Below are 19,341 nucleotides of genomic sequence, written 5' to 3'. Positions count from 1 at the left end.
GGGCTCTGCTTGATCAACTGCGTGCGCGAAACCGGAAGGCTGCGACCCGTCACGGCTCAGCGGACGGCAAGAGGCACCCCGTAGCGCACGATGGCTTCGGGGTGCCTCTTGTTCAGAGCGGTCCACCCAAGGGCCGGAGTCTTCCGGTTCGCGCGCTCGGTTGATCAAACAGAGCCCCGCGCCCGTGGTGGTTGCCCTGACTAGTCCTTGATCTCGCAGAGCGCCGCGCCGCTGCTGACGCTCGCGCCGACCTCGGCCTTCAGACCGACGATGGTGCCGGCCTTGTGGGCGTTCAGCGGCTGCTCCATCTTCATCGCCTCCAGGACCACGATCAGCTCGCCCTCGGCGACGACCTGGCCCTCCTCGACGGCGACCTTGACGATGGTGCCCTGCATCGGCGAGGCCAGCGTGTCACCGCTGACGGCCGAGCCGGCCTTCTTGGTACCGACCCGCCGCTTGGCCTTCGCACCGCCGGCCGCGCCCGCCGCCGGAGCGGAGGAGACGCCCAGGGACGAGGGCAGCGAGACCTCGATCCGCTTGCCGCCGACCTCGACCACCACGGTCTCGCGCTGGTCGGCCTCCTCGGCCTCCCCGCCCGCGCCCGTGAACGCCGGGATGGTGTTGTCGAACTCGGTCTCGATCCAGCGGGTGAAGACCTTGAACGCCTCGTCGCTGCCGTGCACCTCCGGCGCGAACGCCGGGTCGGTGACGACCGCCTGGTGGAACGGGATGGCGGTGGCCATGCCCTCCACCTTGAACTCGGCCAGGGCACGCGCGGCACGCTGCAGCGCCTGCTTGCGGGTGGCGCCGGTGACGATCAGCTTGGCGAGCAGCGAGTCCCAGGCCGGGCCGATGACCGAGCCGGTCTCGACGCCGGCGTCCAGGCGGACGCCCGGGCCGGACGGCGGGGCGAACAGCGTGACCGTGCCGGGGGCCGGGAGGAAGTTGCGGCCCGGGTCCTCGCCGTTGATGCGGAACTCGATCGAGTGACCGCGCACCTCCGGGTCGTCGTACCCGAGCTCCTCGCCGTCGGCGATCCGGAACATCTCGCGGACCAGGTCGATGCCGGTGACCTCCTCGGAGACCGGGTGCTCGACCTGCAGACGGGTGTTGACCTCCAGGAAGGAGATCAGCCCGTCCTGGGCGACCAGGAACTCGCAGGTACCGGCGCCGACGTAGCCCGCCTCGCGCAGGATCGCCTTGGAGGCGCGGTACAGCTCCGCGTTCTGCTCCTCGGTGAGGAACGGCGCGGGGGCCTCCTCGACCAGCTTCTGGTGGCGGCGCTGCAGCGAGCAGTCACGGGTCGAGACGACGACCACGTTGCCGTGCTGGTCGGCCAGACACTGGGTCTCGACGTGCCGCGGGTTGTCCAGGTAGCGCTCGACGAAGCACTCGCCGCGACCGAAGGCGGCGACCGCCTCGCGGACGGCGGACTCGAACAGCTCCGGGATCTCCTCCAGCGTGCGGGCGACCTTGAGGCCGCGACCGCCACCGCCGAAGGCCGCCTTGATGGCGACCGGCAGGCCGTGCTCCTGGGCGAACGCGACGACCTCGTCGGCACCCGCGACCGGGTCCGGCGTACCGGCGACCAGCGGGGCACCGGCGCGCTGGGCCACGTGCCGGGCGGTGACCTTGTCACCGAGGTCGCGGATGGCCTGCGGCGGCGGGCCGATCCAGGTGAGGCCCGCGTCGATGACGGCCTGGGCGAACTCGGCGTTCTCGGAGAGGAAGCCGTAACCCGGGTGGACGGCGTCCGCACCGGAGTCGGCTGCCGCCTTGAGCACCTTGGCGATGTCCAGGTAGCTGGTCGCGGGGGTGTCGCCGCCGAGCGCGTAGGCCTCGTCGGCCGCGCGGACGTGCAGCGCATCCCGGTCCGGCTCGGCGTAAACGGCGACGCTGGCGATACCGGAATCCGAGCAGGCCCGGGCGACGCGGACGGCGATTTCTCCGCGGTTGGCGATGAGCACCTTGCGCACTGTGGCTCCCTTCTTGAACCTCGTTGAGTCTAGGGATTGTGGGGTCGTACCGGCGAGTAGCCCCAGGTGGTGAGCTTGCCCACACGGAGCGTGACGCGTATTCGTGATCACTTGAGCACGGAGCGGGATGCTCCGCTGGTAGAGACGCTACGCGCGCCGGTCCGCGACGGCTTGAGGCGGGCTTGAGGGGCCGGACCGGGGATGTGGTCTCGGCCACAGCTCATGCCGCGACCGCCGCCGGCTCGGCCGTCGCCGCCGCGGTGACGTCGGCCGCCAGCTCGACGACGTCCGGTCCGTACGCCTCCGGGCTGACCACCCGGAGGACGAGGGCGAAGGTCTTGTCGGTGGCGTAGCGGCGGGCCAGTTTGCGGTGGTTGGCCACCAGGTAGCGGACGGCCGCGTGGTTCGAGGTCGCCGTCTGGCCCGAGATCAGGAAGACCGGCCGGCTGTCCGGCCCCGCGTGCAGCCGGGCCAGCAGGACGTAGACCCGGTCGCCGGCGGCGCTGGTCGGTTCGGAGCGGCGGAACTCCTCCCCGCCCACCGAGATGGTGTCGCCGTAGGGCGGGTCGGGCTTGGGGACGAACCGGACCCCGGGCAGCCAGTTGGCCAGATGTGCGGCCGTACGGTCGTTGCTGCCCGGGCCGCCGAGGCAGAACTCCGCCTTGGCGCCCAGTCCTTGGCGTACCTCGTCGTGCGCCACGACATCCGCCTGTGCGCCGCACTCTTTCACCAGGGTCGCCAACTCCATCAGCGCGTACACGTCGTTGCGTGAGACGTTCTTCGAAGTGGGCGAGCCCCCGCGGCGGTTGACCACCAGCAGGCACTCGGTCTGGCCGGGCATTCCGAAGAACTCCCGGACGCGCTCCAGCCGCCGGCGGCGGCGCAGGTTCTGGGCCAGCCAGCCGAGGCCTGCGCTGATGGTGCTGGCCACCAGGCCGAGCACCACGTTGAGCACGCTGTCGGTCATCCCCCGGCTCCTTCCCGACTCGACGGCGGCGCCAGCCTATCGGGGCGGTCCGCCGTCGGTGGTGGATCGGTGCGACAGATGTTCGCGCCCGGATCTGTCCGGATCCGCAGCAGGAATCCGGAATCCACCCTCTTACTTCTCCCGGGCCCGAACCCATGATGGTCCGGACCCCACCCGAGCTCTTCGCCGACGACGCCTCGGCACTGCACAAGGGAGCGGTCAGCCCGGACAGGCAGTTGGAGCTCTACCCGGGCAGTACGCGCCCGCCACCGGCTGACGGTTGCTCAGCCCGGTCTGTTCCGTCAGACCCAGAGGTCGGTGATCCGGACGCCGATGTCGGCCAGCAGCCGCCGCAGCAGCGGCAGCGAGAGGCCGATGACGTTGCCCGGGTCGCCGTCGATGCCGTCGACGAACGGCGCCGAGCGTCCGTCCAGGGTGAACGCCCCGGCCACGTGCAGGGGTTCGCCCGAGGCGATGTACGCGGCCACCTCGTCGTCGTCCGGGTTGCCGAACCGCACGGTGGTGGAGGCCGTCGCCGAGGACTGCTTGCCCGTCGCCGTGTCGATCACACAGTGGCCGGTCCGCAGCACGCCGTCCCGGCCGCGCATCGACCGCCAGCGGGCGAGTGCCTCGGCGGCGTCGGCGGGCTTGCCCAGCGCCTGGCCGTCCAGCTCCAGCACGGAGTCGCAGCCGATCACCAGCTGGCCGTCCGACAGCCCGCCGGCGACCGCCTGGGCCTTGGCCTCGGCCAGCACCAGGGCCAGCTCGCCCGGCGTCGGTGCGGTCAGCGCGTCCTCGTCGACCCCGCTGACCAGTACCTGCGGGTCCAGCCCGGCCTGGCGCAGCAGCCCGAGACGGGCGGGGGAGGCGGAGGCGAGCACGACGATGCGGTGGGTCATGCGGCCCAGCGTAAGCGGTCTCAGAGCATCAGCAGTACGGCGACCACCAGCACGGCCGCCGCGAGCAGCGGGCCGGCCCGGCGCAGCATCTGCTGCACCCGGCGGCTTTCGGGCGAGGACTCGTCGCGGGGATCTGACCAGAGCACCTCACCAGCCTGCGCCGGGCGGCGGGCCGGGCGCTTGAGTATCCGTACTCAGTTCTTCCGGTCCCCACGGGTGGGGTACGGGCTGGTCACCCACAAGGCGGGAACGCGCTGCGGGGCCGGGGTTCGAAACCCCGGCCCCGCAGCGCTGTTTGCTATCCGGCCCAGCCGGAGGTGCGCCAGGCGTTGAGGCCCGGCTTCGGGACGTGGCGCAGGCGCCGGGCCCGGTCGTTCCACGCGGAGGCCGGGCCGCCCGCACGGCGGGCCGCCTCGGCGGCGGCCTGCGCTGCGGCGGCCCGGGCTGAGACCACCGCCAGGACGGTGGCCAGCTCCTCGGGGGTCGGCTGCCCGTGCAGCACCTGGATCGGAGGCATGCTCAATTCTCTCCCAACAGCTGCTTACAGGGGAATGTTGCCGTGCTTCTTGGGCGGCAGTACCTCGCGCTTGCCGCGCAGCGCCCGCAGTCCGCGCACGATGTGCCGGCGGGTCTCGGACGGCGCGATCACCGCGTCCACGTAGCCGCGCTCGGCGGCCAGGTACGGGTTGAGCAGGGTGTCCTCGTAGGAGGCCAGCAGCTCGGCCCGCTTGGCGTCGACATCCTCGGCCTCGGCGAGCTCGCGGCGGTGCAGGATGTTGACCGCGCCCTGCGCGCCCATGACGGCGATCTGGGCGGTCGGCCAGGCCAGGTTGAGGTCCGCGCCCAGGTGCTTGGAGCCCATCACGTCGTACGCGCCGCCGAAGGCCTTGCGGGTGATCACGGTGATCAGCGGGACGGTGGCCTCGGCGTAGGCGTAGATCAGCTTGGCGCCGCGGCGGATGATGCCGTCCCACTCCTGGCCGGTGCCGGGCAGGAAGCCGGGGACGTCCACGAAGGTCAGCACCGGGATGTTGAAGCTGTCACAGGTCCGGACGAAGCGCGCGGCCTTCTCGCTGGCCGCGATGTCCAGGCAGCCGGCCAGGTCCATCGGCTGGTTGCCGACGATGCCGACGGGGTGGCCCTCGACCCGGCCGAAGCCGGTGAGGATGTTGCCGGCGTACAGCGCCTGGGTCTCCAGGAACTCGCCGTCGTCCAGGATGTGCTCGATGACCTTGTGCATGTCGTACGGCTGGTTCGCCGAGTCCGGCACGAGGGTGTCGAGTTCGAGGTCCTCCTCGGTGATCGTGAGGTCGGCCTCCTCGGGGTAGGCCGGCGGGTCCGAGAGGTTGTTGGAGGGCAGGTACGAGAGGAGGTTCTTGACGTACTCGACGGCCTCCTTCTCGTCGGCGGCCAGGTGGTGCGCGACACCGGACTTGGCGTTGTGGGTGCGGGCGCCGCCCAGCTCCTCCATGCCGACGTCCTCGCCGGTGACGGTCTTGATGACGTCCGGGCCGGTGATGAACATGTGCGAGGTCTGGTCGGCCATCACCACGAAGTCGGTGATCGCGGGGGAGTACACCGCGCCGCCCGCGCACGGGCCCATGATCAGCGAGATCTGCGGGATGACGCCGGAGGCGTGCACGTTCCGCCGGAAGATCTCGCCGTACAGGCCGAGCGAGACCACGCCCTCCTGGATGCGGGCGCCGCCGGAGTCGTTGATGCCGATGACCGGGCAGCCGGTCTTCAGGGCGAAGTCCATCACCTTGACGATCTTCTCGCCGAACACCTCGCCGAGCGAGCCGCCGAAGACGGTGAAGTCCTGGGCGAAGACGGCGACCGGGCGGCCGTCCACCGTGCCGTAGCCGGTGACCACGCCGTCGCCGTACGGCCGGTTCTTCTGCTGGCCGAAGTTGGTGGAGCGATGCCGGGCGAACTCGTCGAACTCCACGAAGGAGTCCTCGTCCAGCAGCTCCACGACCCGCTCACGGGCCGTCAGCTTGCCCTTGGCGTGCTGCTTCTCGACGGCTGCGGCGGAGCCGGAGTGCACCGCCTCGTCGAGCCTGCGCCGCAGGTCGGCGAGCTTGCCGGCGGTGGTGTGCGGGTCGTACGGCGCCTCGGTCATCCGGTGGCTCTCCCTGATCCAATGGGCCGCGACCTGTTCAGTACTTTTGCGTGAGGGCAGGGCGGCGCAACGAACTACCGTTGAGTAGCGTAGCCAGCGCGCACGGTTTCTTGTTATGGCCAGCGACACAGTGTGTTAACGCGCGTTCTGCGGGACGATGGGGCGGCCTACGGCCACCGGCCGGGCTGACGTGATGTCGGGCGGCCCGTCGGTACGCTGGCCGGGTGACCGAGACCGGGCCCGAGCCCTCCCGTCCCCGCCGTAGTGGTCTGCGTGGCTTCGGCCATTCCGGGCCGTCCCCCTGGACCGACCTCGACCGGCCCCCGCTGGACCTCGACCGGCTGCGCCATGACCTCCTGCTCCCGGGCGGCCTGTGGACCACGCTCGACGTGGTCGCCGAGACCGGCTCGACCAACAGCGACCTCGCCGCCCGGGCCAGGGAGGGTGAGGCTGAGGGCGCCGTCCTCGTCGCCGAGGTGCAGAGCGCAGGGCGCGGCCGGCTGGAGCGGCAGTGGACGGCTCCGGCGCGCTCCGGGCTCTTCCTCTCGCTGCTGCTGCGCCCTCGTGACGTCCCGGTCGAGCGGTACGGCTGGCTGCCGATCCTGGTCGGCGTGGCGGCCGCGTCGGCGATCAGCCGGGTCGCCGAGATCCCGGTCGGCCTGAAGTGGCCCAACGACCTCCTGGTCACCGTCGACGGGGCGGAGCGCAAGCTCGGCGGCATCCTCACCGAGCTCAGCGGGGGTGCGGTGATCGCCGGTCTGGGCGTCAACGTCTCACTGCGCGAGACCGAGCTGCCCGTCCCCGCCGCCGCCTCGCTGGCACTGGCGGGGGCGAAGATCACCGACCGGGAGACGCTGCTGCGTGCGCTGCTGCGCGAGTTCGCCGAGCTGTACGGGGAGTGGACCGAGGCGGCCGGCGACCCGCACGCCAGCGGGCTGCTGCCCGCGTACGCGGCCCGCTGCACCACGCTCGGCCGCTCCGTCCGGGTCCAGCTGCCCGGTGACCGGGAGCTGGTCGGCGAGGCGGTGGCCGTCGACGGCGACGGCCGTCTGGTGGTCCGTACGGCCGACGGCACCAGGCACCCGGTGGCCGCCGGGGACGTCGTACACGTACGGCCCGAGGACCTCTGACACGCCCCCGAACCCGGCGCTGTCCCGGTCGGATGCCCCGGATTACGCGATTCCGTGCGAACATTCCACCTGGCAGCGGTGTGAGGCGCGCCACTACCCTGCGGTGGTCGGGCGCCCCTGGACAGGTAGGACATGAGGCAAGTGCGGCGACCGCACGAGGATGGACCGGTGGCAGACGGCAGCGGAAACGGCGGTGAGACCGGCCCGGGCGACCAGACGGTCGCGCTGGACCTGGAGCGGCTGATCCTCGATGCGCCACGCAAGTACACGCCGTACCAGGCCGCCCGCGCCGCCGACGTGCCGATGGAGCTGGCCACCCGCTTCTGGCGGGCCATGGGCTTCCCCGACATCGGCCAGTCGAGGGCTCTCACCGACGGCGACGTGATCGCCCTGCGCCGGCTCGCCGGCCTGGTCGAGTCCGGGCTGCTCAGCGAGCCGATGGCGATCCAGGTGGCCCGCTCCACCGGCCAGACCACGGCGCGCCTGGCCGGCTGGCAGATGGACACCTTCCTCGACAACCTCACCCAGGCCGTCGAACCCGGCCTGACCAGGGCCGACGTCGCCTACCCGCTGGTCGAGCTGCTGCTGCCCGAGCTGGAGCAGTTCCTGGTGTACGTCTGGCGCCGTCAGCTGGCCGCCGTCACCGGCCGGGTGGTGCAGGCCGCCGAGGACACCGAGATCACCAGTGGCCGGCTGGCCGTGGGCTTCGCCGACCTGGTCGGCTTCACCCGCCTCTCCCGCCGCCTGGAGGAGGAGGAGCTCGGCGAGCTGGTGGAGAGCTTCGAGAACACCTGCTCCGATCTGATCGCCGGCCACGGCGGCCGGGTGGTCAAGACCCTGGGCGACGAGATCCTGTACGTCTCCGAGGACCCGGCCACCGCCGCCGAGATCGCGCTGAGCCTGGTCGAGACGCTGGCCAAGGAGGACTCCATGCCGGCGCTGCGGGTCGGGATGGCCTTCGGCACCGTCACCTCGCGGATGGGCGACGTCTTCGGCACCACCGTGAACCTGGCCAGCCGCCTCACCTCGATCGCCCCCAAGGACGCCGTCCTGGTCGACGGCGAACTGGCGGCCGCGCTGGAGCAGAACGGCGTGGTGCCGCCGTCCGACCTCACCGAGGGGGCGCCGCCCGAGCAGGACGGCCATGAGCACCGCTTCCACATCCAGCCGATGTGGCGCCGCCCCGTCCGGGGTCTCGGCCTGGTCGAGCCCTGGCTGCTCAGCCGCCACGTCAGCACCGACTGAGCCGTCACGCCGGTAGCGACCCGGGGTGTGTGCGGGCTGCACCGAATTCGTACACATTCGCCTTGACAAATCGGGCAAACTCTCGCTAAACCGCCATAACCTTGGTCCAGGATGGACACGGCCCCCAAACACCAGGGACGAGGCGAGCCGGTGAGCGGTGAGGCGACCATGGCGGAGCGCGAGAAGGTGCCGTCGACGCCGGATCTTCGACTGCAGGCGGTGGTCGAGCTCGCCCAGGACATGGCCGGTGCGCTCACCCCGCTCGAAGCCGTCCGCGCCGCCGCCGTCCGGGCCACCGCCGCGCTCGACGCGACCATGGCCGCCGTCTCGGTCTGGGACCGCGAGTCCGGACGTCTCCGGGTGCTGGTGAACTACGGCGATCTCGCCGCGGGCGAGGAGGAACTGCCCGAGGACGAGTCCTACCCGGTGGCCGACTTCCCGGAGATCGTCACGTATCTGGAGGAGCACTGGACCACCGGCCGCCTGCCGCGCGCCTGGGTGCAGACCGCCGAGGACCAGAGCCCGCCCATCGCCCACGCGCACCCGAGCGCCGGCGCGTTCTGCCAGCAGCGCGCCGCCGGACTGCGCCGGCGCGGGCGGGAGTGCTGCCTGGTCGCACCCATCGTGCTGCACGGCCAGGCCTGGGGCGAGCTCTACCTCGCCCGCACCATCGGCCTGCCGGTCTTCACCGAGGCGGACGCCGACTACGCGACCCTGCTGGCCGCCCAGATCTCGGCCGGACTCTCCCAGACGGAACGCCTGGCCGACCTCCGGCGGCTGGCCTTCACCGACCCGCTCACCGGCCTCGCCAACCGTCGTGCCGTCGACGCCCGGCTGGAGAGCGCGCTGCAGGCCCACAACCGCGACAACACCGTGGTCAGCCTGGTGGTCTGCGACGTCAACGGCCTCAAGCGGGTCAACGACCAGCTCGGCCACGAGGTCGGCGACCGGCTGCTGGAGCGGTTCGCCCACCAGCTCTCGCTGGCCGCCGCCAAGCTCCCCGGCAGCCTCGCCGCCCGGCTCGGCGGCGACGAGTTCTGCCTGCTGGCGGAGGGTCAGAAGGCCGACGAGGTGGTCGCGGTGGCCGAGGAGCTCTGCGCCCGCGCCCTGCAGCTCGCGGACGGCGAGGGGGTCGCCTGCGGTGTCGCCTCCACCGGCGACTCGATCGGCCCGGTCACCACCTCCGACCGGCTCTTCCGCCTCGCCGACGCCGCCCAGTACCGCGCCAAGGCGGCCCGCGCCGCCCACCCGGTGGTGGCCGGCCGCAGCCACGGCCCCGGCTTCTCCCCGGACCCGACCGTGCTGCTCGCCGACGCCGCGGACCCGCACCACCGCGCCGACAGCCGGGCAGCCCGCCCCGGCCAGGGCCGGGCAGGCGCCGGGGACCGCCGGCGCTTCCGGGGCGCCGCCCACAGCGCCGACCCCGGCCAGCTGCTCACCGCCGTGCTCGCCGCCCTCGACCGGAGCGGAACCGTACGGGCCAACCACCCGGCCGACACCCTCAGCCGGCTGGCCACCGTCGCCGAGACGGCCTCCCACCTGCTGGACGCGGTCGGCTGGTGGATCTCGTACGTGCCGCCGGGCTCCCAGCTGATGCGCACCGCCCAGCACGCCGTCTACCGCATGACCAGCGGCCCTACCACCACCGGTGCGGAGACCCAGCGGGCCCAGATCGAGGCCCCCGACGCGGTCTTCGACCTCGGCCACTACCCGCAGACCCGCCGTGCCGCGCGCGGCGGTGCCTTCGCGCTGCGGGCCGGCGCGCCGGGCAACGATCCGGCGGAGGAGGCCATGATGGTGGTCAGCGGCTACAAGGGCATGGTCGCGGCCGGCGGGGTCAACGCGGCCGGCGGCTGGCTGGTCGAGCTCTTCGCGGACGAGGCCACCCTCCCGTTCGGCCAGGTCGCCCCGGCGCTCCGGGCGCTGGTCGCGGTCGCCCTCTCCGGGCCGGCCTCCCCGCCGCCCTGAGCCCCGTCGTGACGGTGTCACAGCTGCGGCACAGGCCGGTACAAGCCTGTTCGACGGCCATCGCTGCATGGGACAGTTGGCGCTGAGCCGGAGCCGCTGGGGCCTGGGTGGGGAACGAGGTTGGGCAATGAGAACACGTCTGGCAGGGGTCATGCTGTCCCTGGCGCTCGCCGTCGGCGGGGCGACGATAGCCGCCGATACGGAGGCGGTGGCGGCGCCGAGCAGCGCTGCGGTCACCCTGACGGTCACTCAGGACACGGCGGCCTCCACCGGTCAGGCGCCGGTGGTGGAGGCGGCGCCCGCTCCTGCGAAGGCCGTGACCTTCGTCGAGAAGTCGAAGAGCAAGAGCAAGAAGAAGAAGAGCTTCTTCAGCAAGTTCCTGGGCCTGATCTTCGGCCTGGTGATCCTGGCCGTCGTGGTGGTCGTCATCATCGTGGTCGTGCTGGCGCTCCGCCGCCGCAACCGCGACTGACGCAGCCTCAACTAGACGCGGTCGGCCGGCCCGATGCGGTCCGCGCGGGTGTAGACGTTGGCGCTCTGCCCGCGCAGGAACCCGACCAGGGTCAGGCCCAGCTCCTCCGCCAGGTCCACCGCCAGCGAGGACGGCGCCGAGACGGCGGCCAGCAGCGGGATGCCCGCCAGCGCCGCCTTCTGGGTCAGCTCGAACGAGGCCCGGCCGCTGACCAGCAGCAGATGCCCGGTCAGCGGCAGCCGGCCCTCCCGCAGGGCCCAGCCGATCACCTTGTCGACGGCGTTGTGCCGGCCGACGTCCTCCCGCGCGCAGAGCAGTTCGCCCGCCGCGTCGAACAGTCCGGCGGCATGCAGGCCGCCGGTCGAGTCGAAGGTCCGCTGGGCGGCCCGGAGCCGGTCCGGCAGCCCGTACAGCAGCTCCGGACCCACCCGCAGCGCATCGTCCGCGACCGGCCAGCGGACGTGCGTCCGCACCGCCTCGACGGTGTCCCGGCCGCAGAGGCCGCAGGCGCTGGTGGTCAGCAGGTTCCGATGCGCCGACAGCGGGGTCGCGCCGCCGCGCACCGTCGCGTCGACCACGTTGTACGTGTTGGCGCCCTCGGCGTCGGTCCCGGCGCAGTAGCGCAGCGCGGCGAGCTCCTCACCGCTGTGCACCACCCCCTCGCCGACCAGGAATCCGGCCACCAGGTCGAAGTCGTGCCCGGGCGTCCGCATCGTCACCGTCAGCGCCTCGCCGCCGACCCGGATCTCCAGCGGCTCCTCCGCCGCCAAGGCGTCCGGCCGCGCCCCTGCTTCCGCCCCGCGCAGCCGCACCACCCGCCGCCGCACCGTCGCCCGCGCCATCAGCTCTCCTCGCTCACCGTCCGACACCCCAGCCTGCGGCATCACCCGTCCCACGGGAAATCACCCGGGTGCCAGTTGTCATATCTTCATTCACCTGGTGTGATTGTGTATATGGATATGCACAGTGCTGTGGCCCCCGACGCGCCGCTCGTCCAGGTCGGCAAGGCCGACGTCAGCGCCGAGGACGTGATCGCCGTCGCGCGGGGCAACGCCCGGGTCGAGATCGGCCCCGACGCGCTCGCCGAGATGGCGACCGCCCGGGCCAGGATCGATGCTCTCGCGGCCGAACCGCGTCCCGTCTACGGCGTCTCGACGGGCTTCGGCGCCCTCGCCGTCCGCCACATCAGCCCCGAGCTGCGCGCCCAGCTGCAGCGTTCGCTGGTCCGCTCGCACGCCGCCGGCATGGGTCCGGCCGTCGAGCGCGAGGTGGTCCGCGCGCTCATGTTCCTGCGGATGAAGACCCTGGCCTCCGGCCGTACGGGCGTGCGCCCGCTGGTCGCGCAGACCATGGCCGCCCTCCTCAACGCGGGCATCACCCCCGTCGTGCGCGAGTTCGGCTCGCTCGGCTGCTCCGGCGACCTGGCTCCGCTCTCGCACTGCGCGCTCGTCCTGATGGGCGAGGGCGTCGCGTACGGCCCGGACGGCGCCGAGCGGGAAGCCGGCGAGCTGCTGGCCGAGGCCGGTATCGAGCCCGTCGAGCTGCTGGAGAAGGAGGGCCTGGCCCTCATCAACGGCACGGACGGCATGCTCGGCATGCTGGTGATGGCCATCGCCGACCTGTCCCGTCTGTTCACCACCGCCGACATCACGGCCGCGATGTCCCTCGAGGCGCTGCTCGGCTCCGCCAAGGTGCTCGCCCCCGAGCTGCACGCCCCGATCCGCCCGCACCCGGGCCAGGCGCTCAGCGCCGCCAACATGCTGGCCGTCCTCAAGGGCTCCGGTCTGACCGGCCACCACCAGGACGACGCGCCGCGCGTGCAGGACGCGTACTCGATCCGCTGCGCCCCGCAGGTGGCCGGCGCCGGCCGCGACACCCTCGCGCACGCCGAGCTGGTCGCCTCCCGCGAGCTGGCCGCCTCCGTGGACAACCCCGTCGTCCTCCCGGACGGCCGGGTCGAGTCGAACGGCAACTTCCACGGCGCCCCGGTCGCGTACGTGCTGGACTTCCTCGCGATCGCCGCCGCCGACCTCGGCTCGGTCTCGGAGCGCCGCACCGACCGCCTGCTCGACAAGGCCCGCTCGCACGGTCTGCCGGCCTTCCTGGCCGACGACCCGGGCGTCGACTCGGGCCTGATGATCGCTCAGTACACCCAGGCCGCCCTGGTCAGCGAGAACAAGCGGCTCGCCGTCCCGGCCTCGGTGGACTCGATCCCGTCCTCGGCGATGCAGGAGGACCACGTCTCCATGGGCTGGTCCGCGGCACGCAAGCTGCGCCAGGCCGTGGAGAACCTGGGCCGGATCCTCGCCGTCGAGCTGACCGCCTCGGCCCGCGCGCTGGAGATCCGCCAGCAGGTCGACGGCAGCGGTCCGCTGGCCCCCGCCACCGCCGCCGCGCTGGCCGCCGCCCGCGAGGCCGGCGTCGGCGGGGCCGGCCGGGACCGCTTCCTGTCGCCCGACCTGGAGGCCGCGGCCGCCCTGGTCGCCTCCGGTGACCTGGTGCGTGCCGTCGAGCGGGTCACCGGCCCGCTGGCGTAACGCCGAAACCCTTGGGTGAGCGGGCCGTCAGGGCCCGCTCACCCCGGGTTCGAGGGCGGCTCTGGGGGGAAATCAGGGGTCACCCCGAGAGCCGGATCGTCCCACTGTTCGAAACATCGTTGCTCACATGTCAGGACTGCTGCACAGTCGTGCCGACCGCCGCAGCCGGACCAGCACGGAGGAATCGCTGATGACCGTCATGGAAGACAACGGCACCGTCGGCCCCTCCGCCCGCCTCCTCCAGCTCTTCGAGGGCCACCGGCTCACCCCGACCCAGCGGCGGATCGCGCACTCGCTGGTACGGCACGCCACCGAGGCGCCCTTCCTCTCCAGCGTCGAGGTCGCCGAACTGGCCGGTGTCAGCCAGCCCTCCGTCACCCGCTTCGCGGTCGCCCTCGGCTTCGACGGCTACCCGGCCCTCCGCAAGCAGCTGCGCGAGCTAGGCGCGGGGGAGCCCACGGCACCCGAGACGCCCGCGGACGTCGTACGCAACGAGCACCAGCAGGCCGTCCTCGCCGAGATCGCCCATCTGCGCCACCTCGCGGAGCTGCTCGCCGACCCCGAGCCGATCGTCCGGGCCGCCAGGCTGCTGGCGGCCTCCCGGCCGCTGCCGGTGCTCGGCCTGCGGGCCGCCTCCGCGCAGGCGGGGGGTTTCGCCTACTTCGCGGCCAAGGTGCACCCGGACATCCGGCTGCTGGACGAGGGCGGCAGCATGCTCGCCGACCGGCTCGAACAGGCCGCCGCGGCCGGGGCCACCGCGCTGCTCTGCTTCGCCCTGCCGCGCTACCCGCGCGAGCTGATGGACGCCCTGGTGGTGGCCCGCGAGTGCGGCCTGACGATCCTCACCGTGGCCGACAGCGCCTTCGCGCCGGTCGCCAAGCTCTCCGACCTCATGCTCCCGGCCGCCGTCGGCACCGGGCTGGTCTTCGACACCGCCTGTGCGCCGATGATGCTCGGCCGTGTCCTGCTGCAGACCATGTGCGACGAACTCCCGGGTGCGGAGGCGCGCCTGGAGGCCATCGAGCAGTCGGCGGCGGCGCGGGGTCTCTTCCTGGAGTAGGCGCAGCCTGGAACGGACGCAGCCTGAATAGACACAGCTTGGAGTAGATCGCACCCGGTCGGGTTGCTGACTGTCGGTGAGCGGGCATCCCATCAGCAGGCCTCGCCTCCGGGGCCGGACGGGGGGTGTCCGCCATGCGTGAGATCCACGAGATGAAGCTGACCGGCCGGCTCGCCTCAGGCGCCGACGAGTGGTCCTGCCCCACCTGCGGGCGCCGGATCGCCCTGCGCCGCCCGCCCGACCCGGAGCTGACCGTCCTCGATCCGGGCGACCAGAACGCCGTCCACGTGGGCCTGATCGAGCCGAACCCGGCCGCCGCTGCCGCCGCCGAGAAGTACGGCCTGGGCCCCGTCCAGGAGATCCCGCGCCCGCCCCGCCCCGCCGAGCCCGCCGCGCCGGACGACGACGACCGCCGTTGGCTCGCCGAGATCGGCATCGACTGGGACGGCGGCGCGGCGGCCTGACCGCAGCCTGAACGTCCGCGGCCGGTGAATCAGCCGGAGCGGACTCTGGCAACGGCCTGATTGTTTGGATATATTCAGACAGGAAGAACCTGAATGAATCCATCCGCAAGGAGGCCGGGAGCATGGTGCAGCAGCAGACGGGCAGTGGTCCGCGCGAGGTGCGCGCGGCGCGCGGGACGAACCTGACCACCCAGGGCTGGCAGCAGGAGGCCGCCCTTCGGATGCTCATGAACAACCTCGACCCCGAGGTTGCCGAGCACCCGTCCAAGCTGGTCGTCTACGGCGGCACCGGCAAGGCGGCCCGCGACTGGCGCTCGTACGACGCCATGGTGCGCACGCTGCAGACGCTGAAGCAGGACGAGACCATGCTGGTCCAGTCCGGCCGTCCGGTCGGCGTGATGCAGACCCACGAGTGGGCGCCGCGCGTACTGATCGCCAACTCCAACCTGGTCGGCGACTGGGCCAACTGGGAGGAGTTCCGCCGTCTGGAGAGCCTCGGGCTCACCATGTACGGCCAGATGACCGCCGGTTCCTGGATCTACATCGGCACCCAGGGCATCCTCCAGGGCACGTACGAGACCTTCGGCGCCGTCGCGGCAAAGAAGTTCAACAACACTCTCGAGGGCACCATCACCCTCACCGCCGGTCTCGGCGGCATGGGTGGCGCCCAGCCGCTCGCCGTCACCATGAACGGCGGCGTGGCGATCTGTGTCGACTGCGACCCGTCCCGCATCTCGCGCCGGATCGAGCACCGCTACCTGGACGTCGAGGCCAAGAACCTCGCCCACGCGCTGGAGCTGGCCACCGCCGCCCGTGACAAGAAGCAGCCGCTCTCGATCGGCCTGCTGGGCAACGCCGCCGAGATCTTCCCGCAGCTGCTGGCGATGGACGCCCCGATCGACATCGTCACCGACCAGACCAGCGCCCACGACCCGCTCTCGTACCTCCCCATCGGGGTGGCCTTCGAGGACATGGCCGACTACGCGGCCGCCAAGCCCGCCGAGTTCACCCAGCGCTCGCGCGAGTCGATGGCCAAGCACGTCGAGGCCATGGTCGGCTTCATGGACCGCGGCGCCGAGGTCTTCGACTACGGCAACTCCATCCGCGGTGAGGCCCAGCTGGCCGGTTACGACCGCGCCTTCGCCTTCCCCGGCTTCGTCCCGGCGTACATCCGCCCGCTGTTCTGCGAGGGCAAGGGCCCGTTCCGCTGGGCCGCGCTGTCCGGTGATGCGCAGGACATCTACAAGACCGACAAGGCCGTGCTCGACCTCTTCCCGGAGAACGAGTCGCTGCACCGCTGGATCAAGATGGCCCAGGAGAAGGTGCACTTCCAGGGCCTCCCGGCGCGCATCTGCTGGCTCGGCTACGGCGAGCGCGACAAGGCCGGCGAGCGCTTCAACGACATGGTGGCGAGCGGCGAACTGTCCGCGCCGATCGTGATCGGCCGCGACCACCTGGACTGCGGCTCCGTCGCCTCCCCGTACCGCGAGACCGAGGCCATGCTGGACGGCTCGGACGCGATCGCCGACTGGCCGCTGCTCAACGCCATGGTCAACGTCGCCTCCGGCGCCTCCTGGGTCTCCATCCACCACGGCGGCGGCGTCGGCATCGGCCGGTCGATCCACGCCGGCCAGGTCACCGTCGCGGACGGCACCGCGCTGGCGGGCGAGAAGATCCGCCGGGTGCTCACCAACGACCCGGGCATGGGCGTCATCCGCCACGTCGACGCGGGCTACGACCGCGCGGTCGAGGTCGCGGACGAGCGCGGGGTGCGCGTCCCGATGGGTGAGCTGTGACGTCCTTCCAAGAGATGTGGGCGGAGCTGCTCCCCGTGGGCCGCTCCGCCTCCTCCGGCGGCTACCGCCGCTTCGCCTGGAACACCGCCGACGCCGAGTGCCGGGCCTGGTTCGAGCAGCAGGCCCGCTCCCGCGGTCTGACCTACGAGCTGGACCGCAACGGCAACCAGTGGGCCTGGCTCGGCGACCCCCGCGGCCAGGGCGCGATCGTCACCGGTTCGCACCTGGACTCGGTGCCGGACGGCGGCGCCTTCGACGGCCCGCTCGGCGTGGTCTCCTCCTTCGCCGCGCTGGACGAACTCCGTTCGCGCGACGCCGAGCTCACCAAGCCGCTGGCGATCGTCAACTTCGGCGACGAGGAGGGCGCGCGCTTCGGCGTCGCCTGCATCGGCTCCCGCCTCACCGCCGGAGTGCTCGGCCGGGACCAGGCGTACGAGCTGCGCGACGCCGACGGCGTCCGGCTGCCCGACGCGATGGAGAAGGCGGGCTACGACCCCACCGCCATCGGCGCGGACGACGACCGGCTGTCGCGGATCGGCGCCTTCGTCGAGCTGCACGTCGAGCAAGGCCGCTACCTCACCGAGGAGCACCCGGTCGGCGTGGCCAGCGCGATCTGGCCGCACGGCCGCTGGCGCTTCGACTTCCACGGCGAGGCCAACCACGCCGGTACCACCCGCATCGAGGACCGCCGCGACCCGATGCTCACCTACGCCAACACCGTGCTCTCCGCCCGGAAGAAGGCCAAGCTGGCCGGCGCCCTCGCCACCTTCGGCAAGGTGGCGGTCGAGCCGAACGGGACCAACGCGATCGCCTCCCTCATCCGGGGCTGGCTGGACTCCCGGGCAGCGGACGAGGCCACCCTGGAGCGGGTGGTCGAGGAGATCCGGCAGGCCGCGTACGAGCGCGGCGAGCGCGACGGCGTCCGGGTCGAGCTGACCCGCGAGTCGTACACGCCCGTCGTGGACTTCGACGGCCCGCTCCGCGACCGGCTCGCCAAGCGGCTGGGCAATGTCCCCGTTCTGCCGACGGGCGCGGGACACGACGCCGGAATCCTGGCATCGGCCATCCCGACCGCCATGCTGTTCGTACGTAACCCGAGCGGTGTCTCGCACTCCCCGGCGGAGTACGCCGAGGAGGCCGACTGCCTCGCCGGTGTGGCCGCGCTCGCCGACGTACTGGAGGACCTCGCATGCCAATAAGGACGTACTGGGCGGAGTACGCCTGGCTGCCGCACGTCAACGGGCCGGTCGTCGAGAGCGCGGTGCTGATCGTGGTCGGCCCGGGCGGCAAGATCGCCAAGGTCACCCCGGACAGCGGGCCGTGCCCGCCGGAGGCCGTCCGGCTGAAGGGCCTGCTGCTGCCCGGCCAGGCCAATGCCCACTCGCACGCCTTCCACCGCGCGCTGCGCGGCAACGTCCAGGTCGGCTCGGGCACCTTCTGGACCTGGCGGGACACCATGTACCGCTTCGCCGGAGCCCTCGACCCGGACAGCTACCTGGAGCTCGCCACCGCGGTCTACGCCGAGATGGCGCTGGCCGGCATCACCGCGGTGGGGGAGTTCCACTACGTGCACCACGCCCCCGGCGGCGGCCGCTACTCCGACGCCAACGCCATGGGGTCGGCGCTGATCGAGGCAGCGGCACGGGCGGGGATCCGGATCACCCTGCTCGACACCTGCTACCTCTCCTCGGGCTTCGGCGCCGAGCCGACCAAGCCGCAGCTGCGCTTCACCGACGGTGACGCGGACGGCTGGGCGGCCCGCGCCTCCGAGCTCAAGGAGAACGAGCACGCCCGGATCGGCGCGGCCATCCACTCCGTCCGCGCCGTACCCGCCGACCAGCTGGGCACCGTCGCGCACTGGGCGTCGATGCGCAAGGCACCCCTGCACGTCCACCTCTCGGAGCAGACGGCCGAGAACGACGCCTGCCTCACCGCCCACGGCGTCACCCCGACCCGGCTGCTCGCCGACCACGGCGTGCTCGGCCCCCGTACGTCGGCCGTCCATGCGACGCACCTGACGGACGAGGACATCCGGCTGCTCTCGGACTCGTCCACCAACATCTGCATGTGCCCGACCACCGAACGGGACCTCGCCGACGGCATAGGGCCCGCCCGCCGCCTCGCCAGTGCGGGCTGCCCGATCACCCTCGGCAGTGACAGCCATGCGGTGATCGACCCGTTCGAGGAGGCCCGCGCGCTGGAGCTGGACGAGCGCCTGCACACCCGCACCCGCGGCCACTGGACGGCGAACGCCCTGCTTCGGGCGGGTGGCGAGGACGGCCATGCCTCGCTCGGCTGGCCCGAGGCCGGACGGATCGAGGCCGGGGCGCTGGCCGACTTCACCGTGGTGGCGCTGGACTCCGTCCGCACGGCCGGGCCGAGGCCCGCGCTCGGCGCCGAGACGGCCGTCTTCGCCGCCTCGGCGGCCGACGTACGGCACGTGGTGGTCGGCGGCCGGCAGATCGTCACGGACGGCGTCCACCAACTGGTCGCCGACGTCCCGGCAGCCCTCCGCGACTCCATCGCCGCCCTGCAGTCCTAGGGCCCGATGGGGTTGATCAACGCAATCGGGTTATTCAGGGGCGCGGGGAACTGGCGAAACCGGAAGCCCCCGATCCCGCACCTGATCCGAACCCAGGTGGCACTGCCCGCCGTAACCGGTTGAACGTCGCCGCCTCCCGCCTCGCGCAGTTCCCCGCGCCCCT

The 19,341-nt window shown here is 72.3% G+C and carries 16 protein-coding genes and 1 pseudogene; 10 read left to right on the top strand and 7 right to left on the bottom strand.

Features of this window, described 5'->3' with window-relative positions; translation table 11 throughout:
- Positions 1–200 precede the first annotated feature (200 nt).
- The 6 genes from FB465_RS13255 to FB465_RS13235 all read right to left on the bottom strand — a co-directional run bounded on the left by FB465_RS13255 (position 201) and on the right by FB465_RS13235 (position 5,964).
- Positions 201–1,976 carry an acetyl/propionyl/methylcrotonyl-CoA carboxylase subunit alpha gene (locus FB465_RS13255; protein WP_145790551.1) on the bottom strand — a complete coding sequence of 592 codons (1,776 nt, stop codon included), beginning with the start codon at positions 1,974–1,976 and terminating at the stop codon, positions 201–203.
- 220 nt (positions 1,977–2,196) lie between these two features.
- Positions 2,197–2,943, bottom strand: a complete 747-nt coding sequence (locus FB465_RS13250) for a hypothetical protein (RefSeq protein ID WP_145790549.1) — start codon at positions 2,941–2,943, stop codon at positions 2,197–2,199.
- Between the two features lie 302 nt (positions 2,944–3,245).
- Positions 3,246–3,842 carry a Maf family protein gene (locus FB465_RS13245; protein WP_145790547.1) on the bottom strand — a complete coding sequence of 199 codons (597 nt, stop codon included), beginning with the start codon at positions 3,840–3,842 and terminating at the stop codon, positions 3,246–3,248.
- 20 nt (positions 3,843–3,862) lie between these two features.
- Positions 3,863–3,988, bottom strand: a complete 126-nt coding sequence (mmpB, locus tag FB465_RS37490; protein ID WP_281292338.1) for a morphogenic membrane protein MmpB — start codon at positions 3,986–3,988, stop codon at positions 3,863–3,865.
- A 152-nt stretch (positions 3,989–4,140) separates the two neighbouring features.
- A complete protein-coding gene (locus tag FB465_RS13240) occupies positions 4,141–4,359 on the bottom strand; it encodes an acyl-CoA carboxylase subunit epsilon (RefSeq protein ID WP_145790545.1) in 219 nt (72 codons plus the stop codon).
- A gap of 24 nt (positions 4,360–4,383) precedes the next feature.
- A complete protein-coding gene (locus FB465_RS13235; RefSeq protein ID WP_145790543.1) occupies positions 4,384–5,964 on the bottom strand; it encodes an acyl-CoA carboxylase subunit beta in 1,581 nt (526 codons plus the stop codon).
- Positions 5,965–6,233: 269 nt separating this feature from the next.
- On the opposite strand from FB465_RS13235, the gene FB465_RS13230 reads away from it, so the two are divergent.
- From FB465_RS13230 to FB465_RS13215, 4 genes and pseudogenes are all read left to right on the top strand, one after another.
- Positions 6,234–7,094: a biotin--[acetyl-CoA-carboxylase] ligase gene (locus FB465_RS13230; RefSeq protein ID WP_145797320.1), complete on the top strand. Its 861-nt coding sequence runs from the start codon at positions 6,234–6,236 to the stop codon at positions 7,092–7,094.
- Positions 7,095–7,226: 132 nt separating this feature from the next.
- Entirely contained in the window at positions 7,227–8,339 is a 1,113-nt protein-coding gene (locus FB465_RS13225) for an adenylate/guanylate cyclase domain-containing protein (protein WP_145790542.1), read from the top strand.
- A gap of 240 nt (positions 8,340–8,579) precedes the next feature.
- Positions 8,580–9,719, top strand: a pseudogene (locus FB465_RS36910) (GGDEF domain-containing protein); the annotation flags it as partial.
- Between the two features lie 715 nt (positions 9,720–10,434).
- Positions 10,435–10,779, top strand: coding sequence for a hypothetical protein (locus FB465_RS13215; RefSeq protein ID WP_145790540.1), 345 nt, complete (start codon positions 10,435–10,437; stop codon positions 10,777–10,779).
- An 11-nt stretch (positions 10,780–10,790) separates the two neighbouring features.
- Here FB465_RS13215 and fdhD read toward each other — a convergent pair whose 3' ends face one another.
- Entirely contained in the window at positions 10,791–11,621 is an 831-nt protein-coding gene (fdhD, locus tag FB465_RS13210; protein WP_145790538.1) for a formate dehydrogenase accessory sulfurtransferase FdhD, read from the bottom strand.
- A gap of 111 nt (positions 11,622–11,732) precedes the next feature.
- On the opposite strand from fdhD, the gene hutH reads away from it, so the two are divergent.
- The 6 genes from hutH (at position 11,733) to FB465_RS13180 (ending at position 19,178) form a co-directional block, all read left to right on the top strand.
- Positions 11,733–13,316 carry a histidine ammonia-lyase gene (gene hutH / locus FB465_RS13205; protein ID WP_145790536.1) on the top strand — a complete coding sequence of 528 codons (1,584 nt, stop codon included), beginning with the start codon at positions 11,733–11,735 and terminating at the stop codon, positions 13,314–13,316.
- 190 nt (positions 13,317–13,506) lie between these two features.
- Entirely contained in the window at positions 13,507–14,376 is an 870-nt protein-coding gene (locus FB465_RS13200; protein ID WP_145790534.1) for a MurR/RpiR family transcriptional regulator, read from the top strand.
- Between the two features lie 134 nt (positions 14,377–14,510).
- On the top strand, positions 14,511–14,840 hold the full coding sequence (locus FB465_RS13195) for a hypothetical protein (RefSeq protein ID WP_145790532.1): 330 nt from the start codon (positions 14,511–14,513) through the stop codon (positions 14,838–14,840).
- Positions 14,841–14,962: 122 nt separating this feature from the next.
- On the top strand, positions 14,963–16,636 hold the full coding sequence (gene hutU / locus FB465_RS13190; RefSeq protein WP_145790531.1) for a urocanate hydratase: 1,674 nt from the start codon (positions 14,963–14,965) through the stop codon (positions 16,634–16,636).
- 14 nt (positions 16,637–16,650) lie between these two features.
- Positions 16,651–17,835, top strand: coding sequence for an allantoate amidohydrolase (locus tag FB465_RS13185; RefSeq protein WP_145797318.1), 1,185 nt, complete (start codon positions 16,651–16,653; stop codon positions 17,833–17,835).
- A complete protein-coding gene (locus FB465_RS13180; protein ID WP_145790529.1) occupies positions 17,826–19,178 on the top strand; it encodes a formimidoylglutamate deiminase in 1,353 nt (450 codons plus the stop codon). The genes FB465_RS13185 and FB465_RS13180 overlap by 10 nt, the downstream gene beginning before the upstream one ends.
- Positions 19,179–19,341 lie beyond the last annotated feature (163 nt).

The sequence above is a fragment of the Kitasatospora atroaurantiaca genome (genome assembly GCF_007828955.1).
GTDB classification, from domain to species: Bacteria; Actinomycetota; Actinomycetes; order Streptomycetales; family Streptomycetaceae; genus Kitasatospora; species Kitasatospora atroaurantiaca.
The sequence above is the reverse complement of the archived record's forward strand: the minus strand, read 5'-3'. Positions and strand labels throughout refer to the sequence as shown.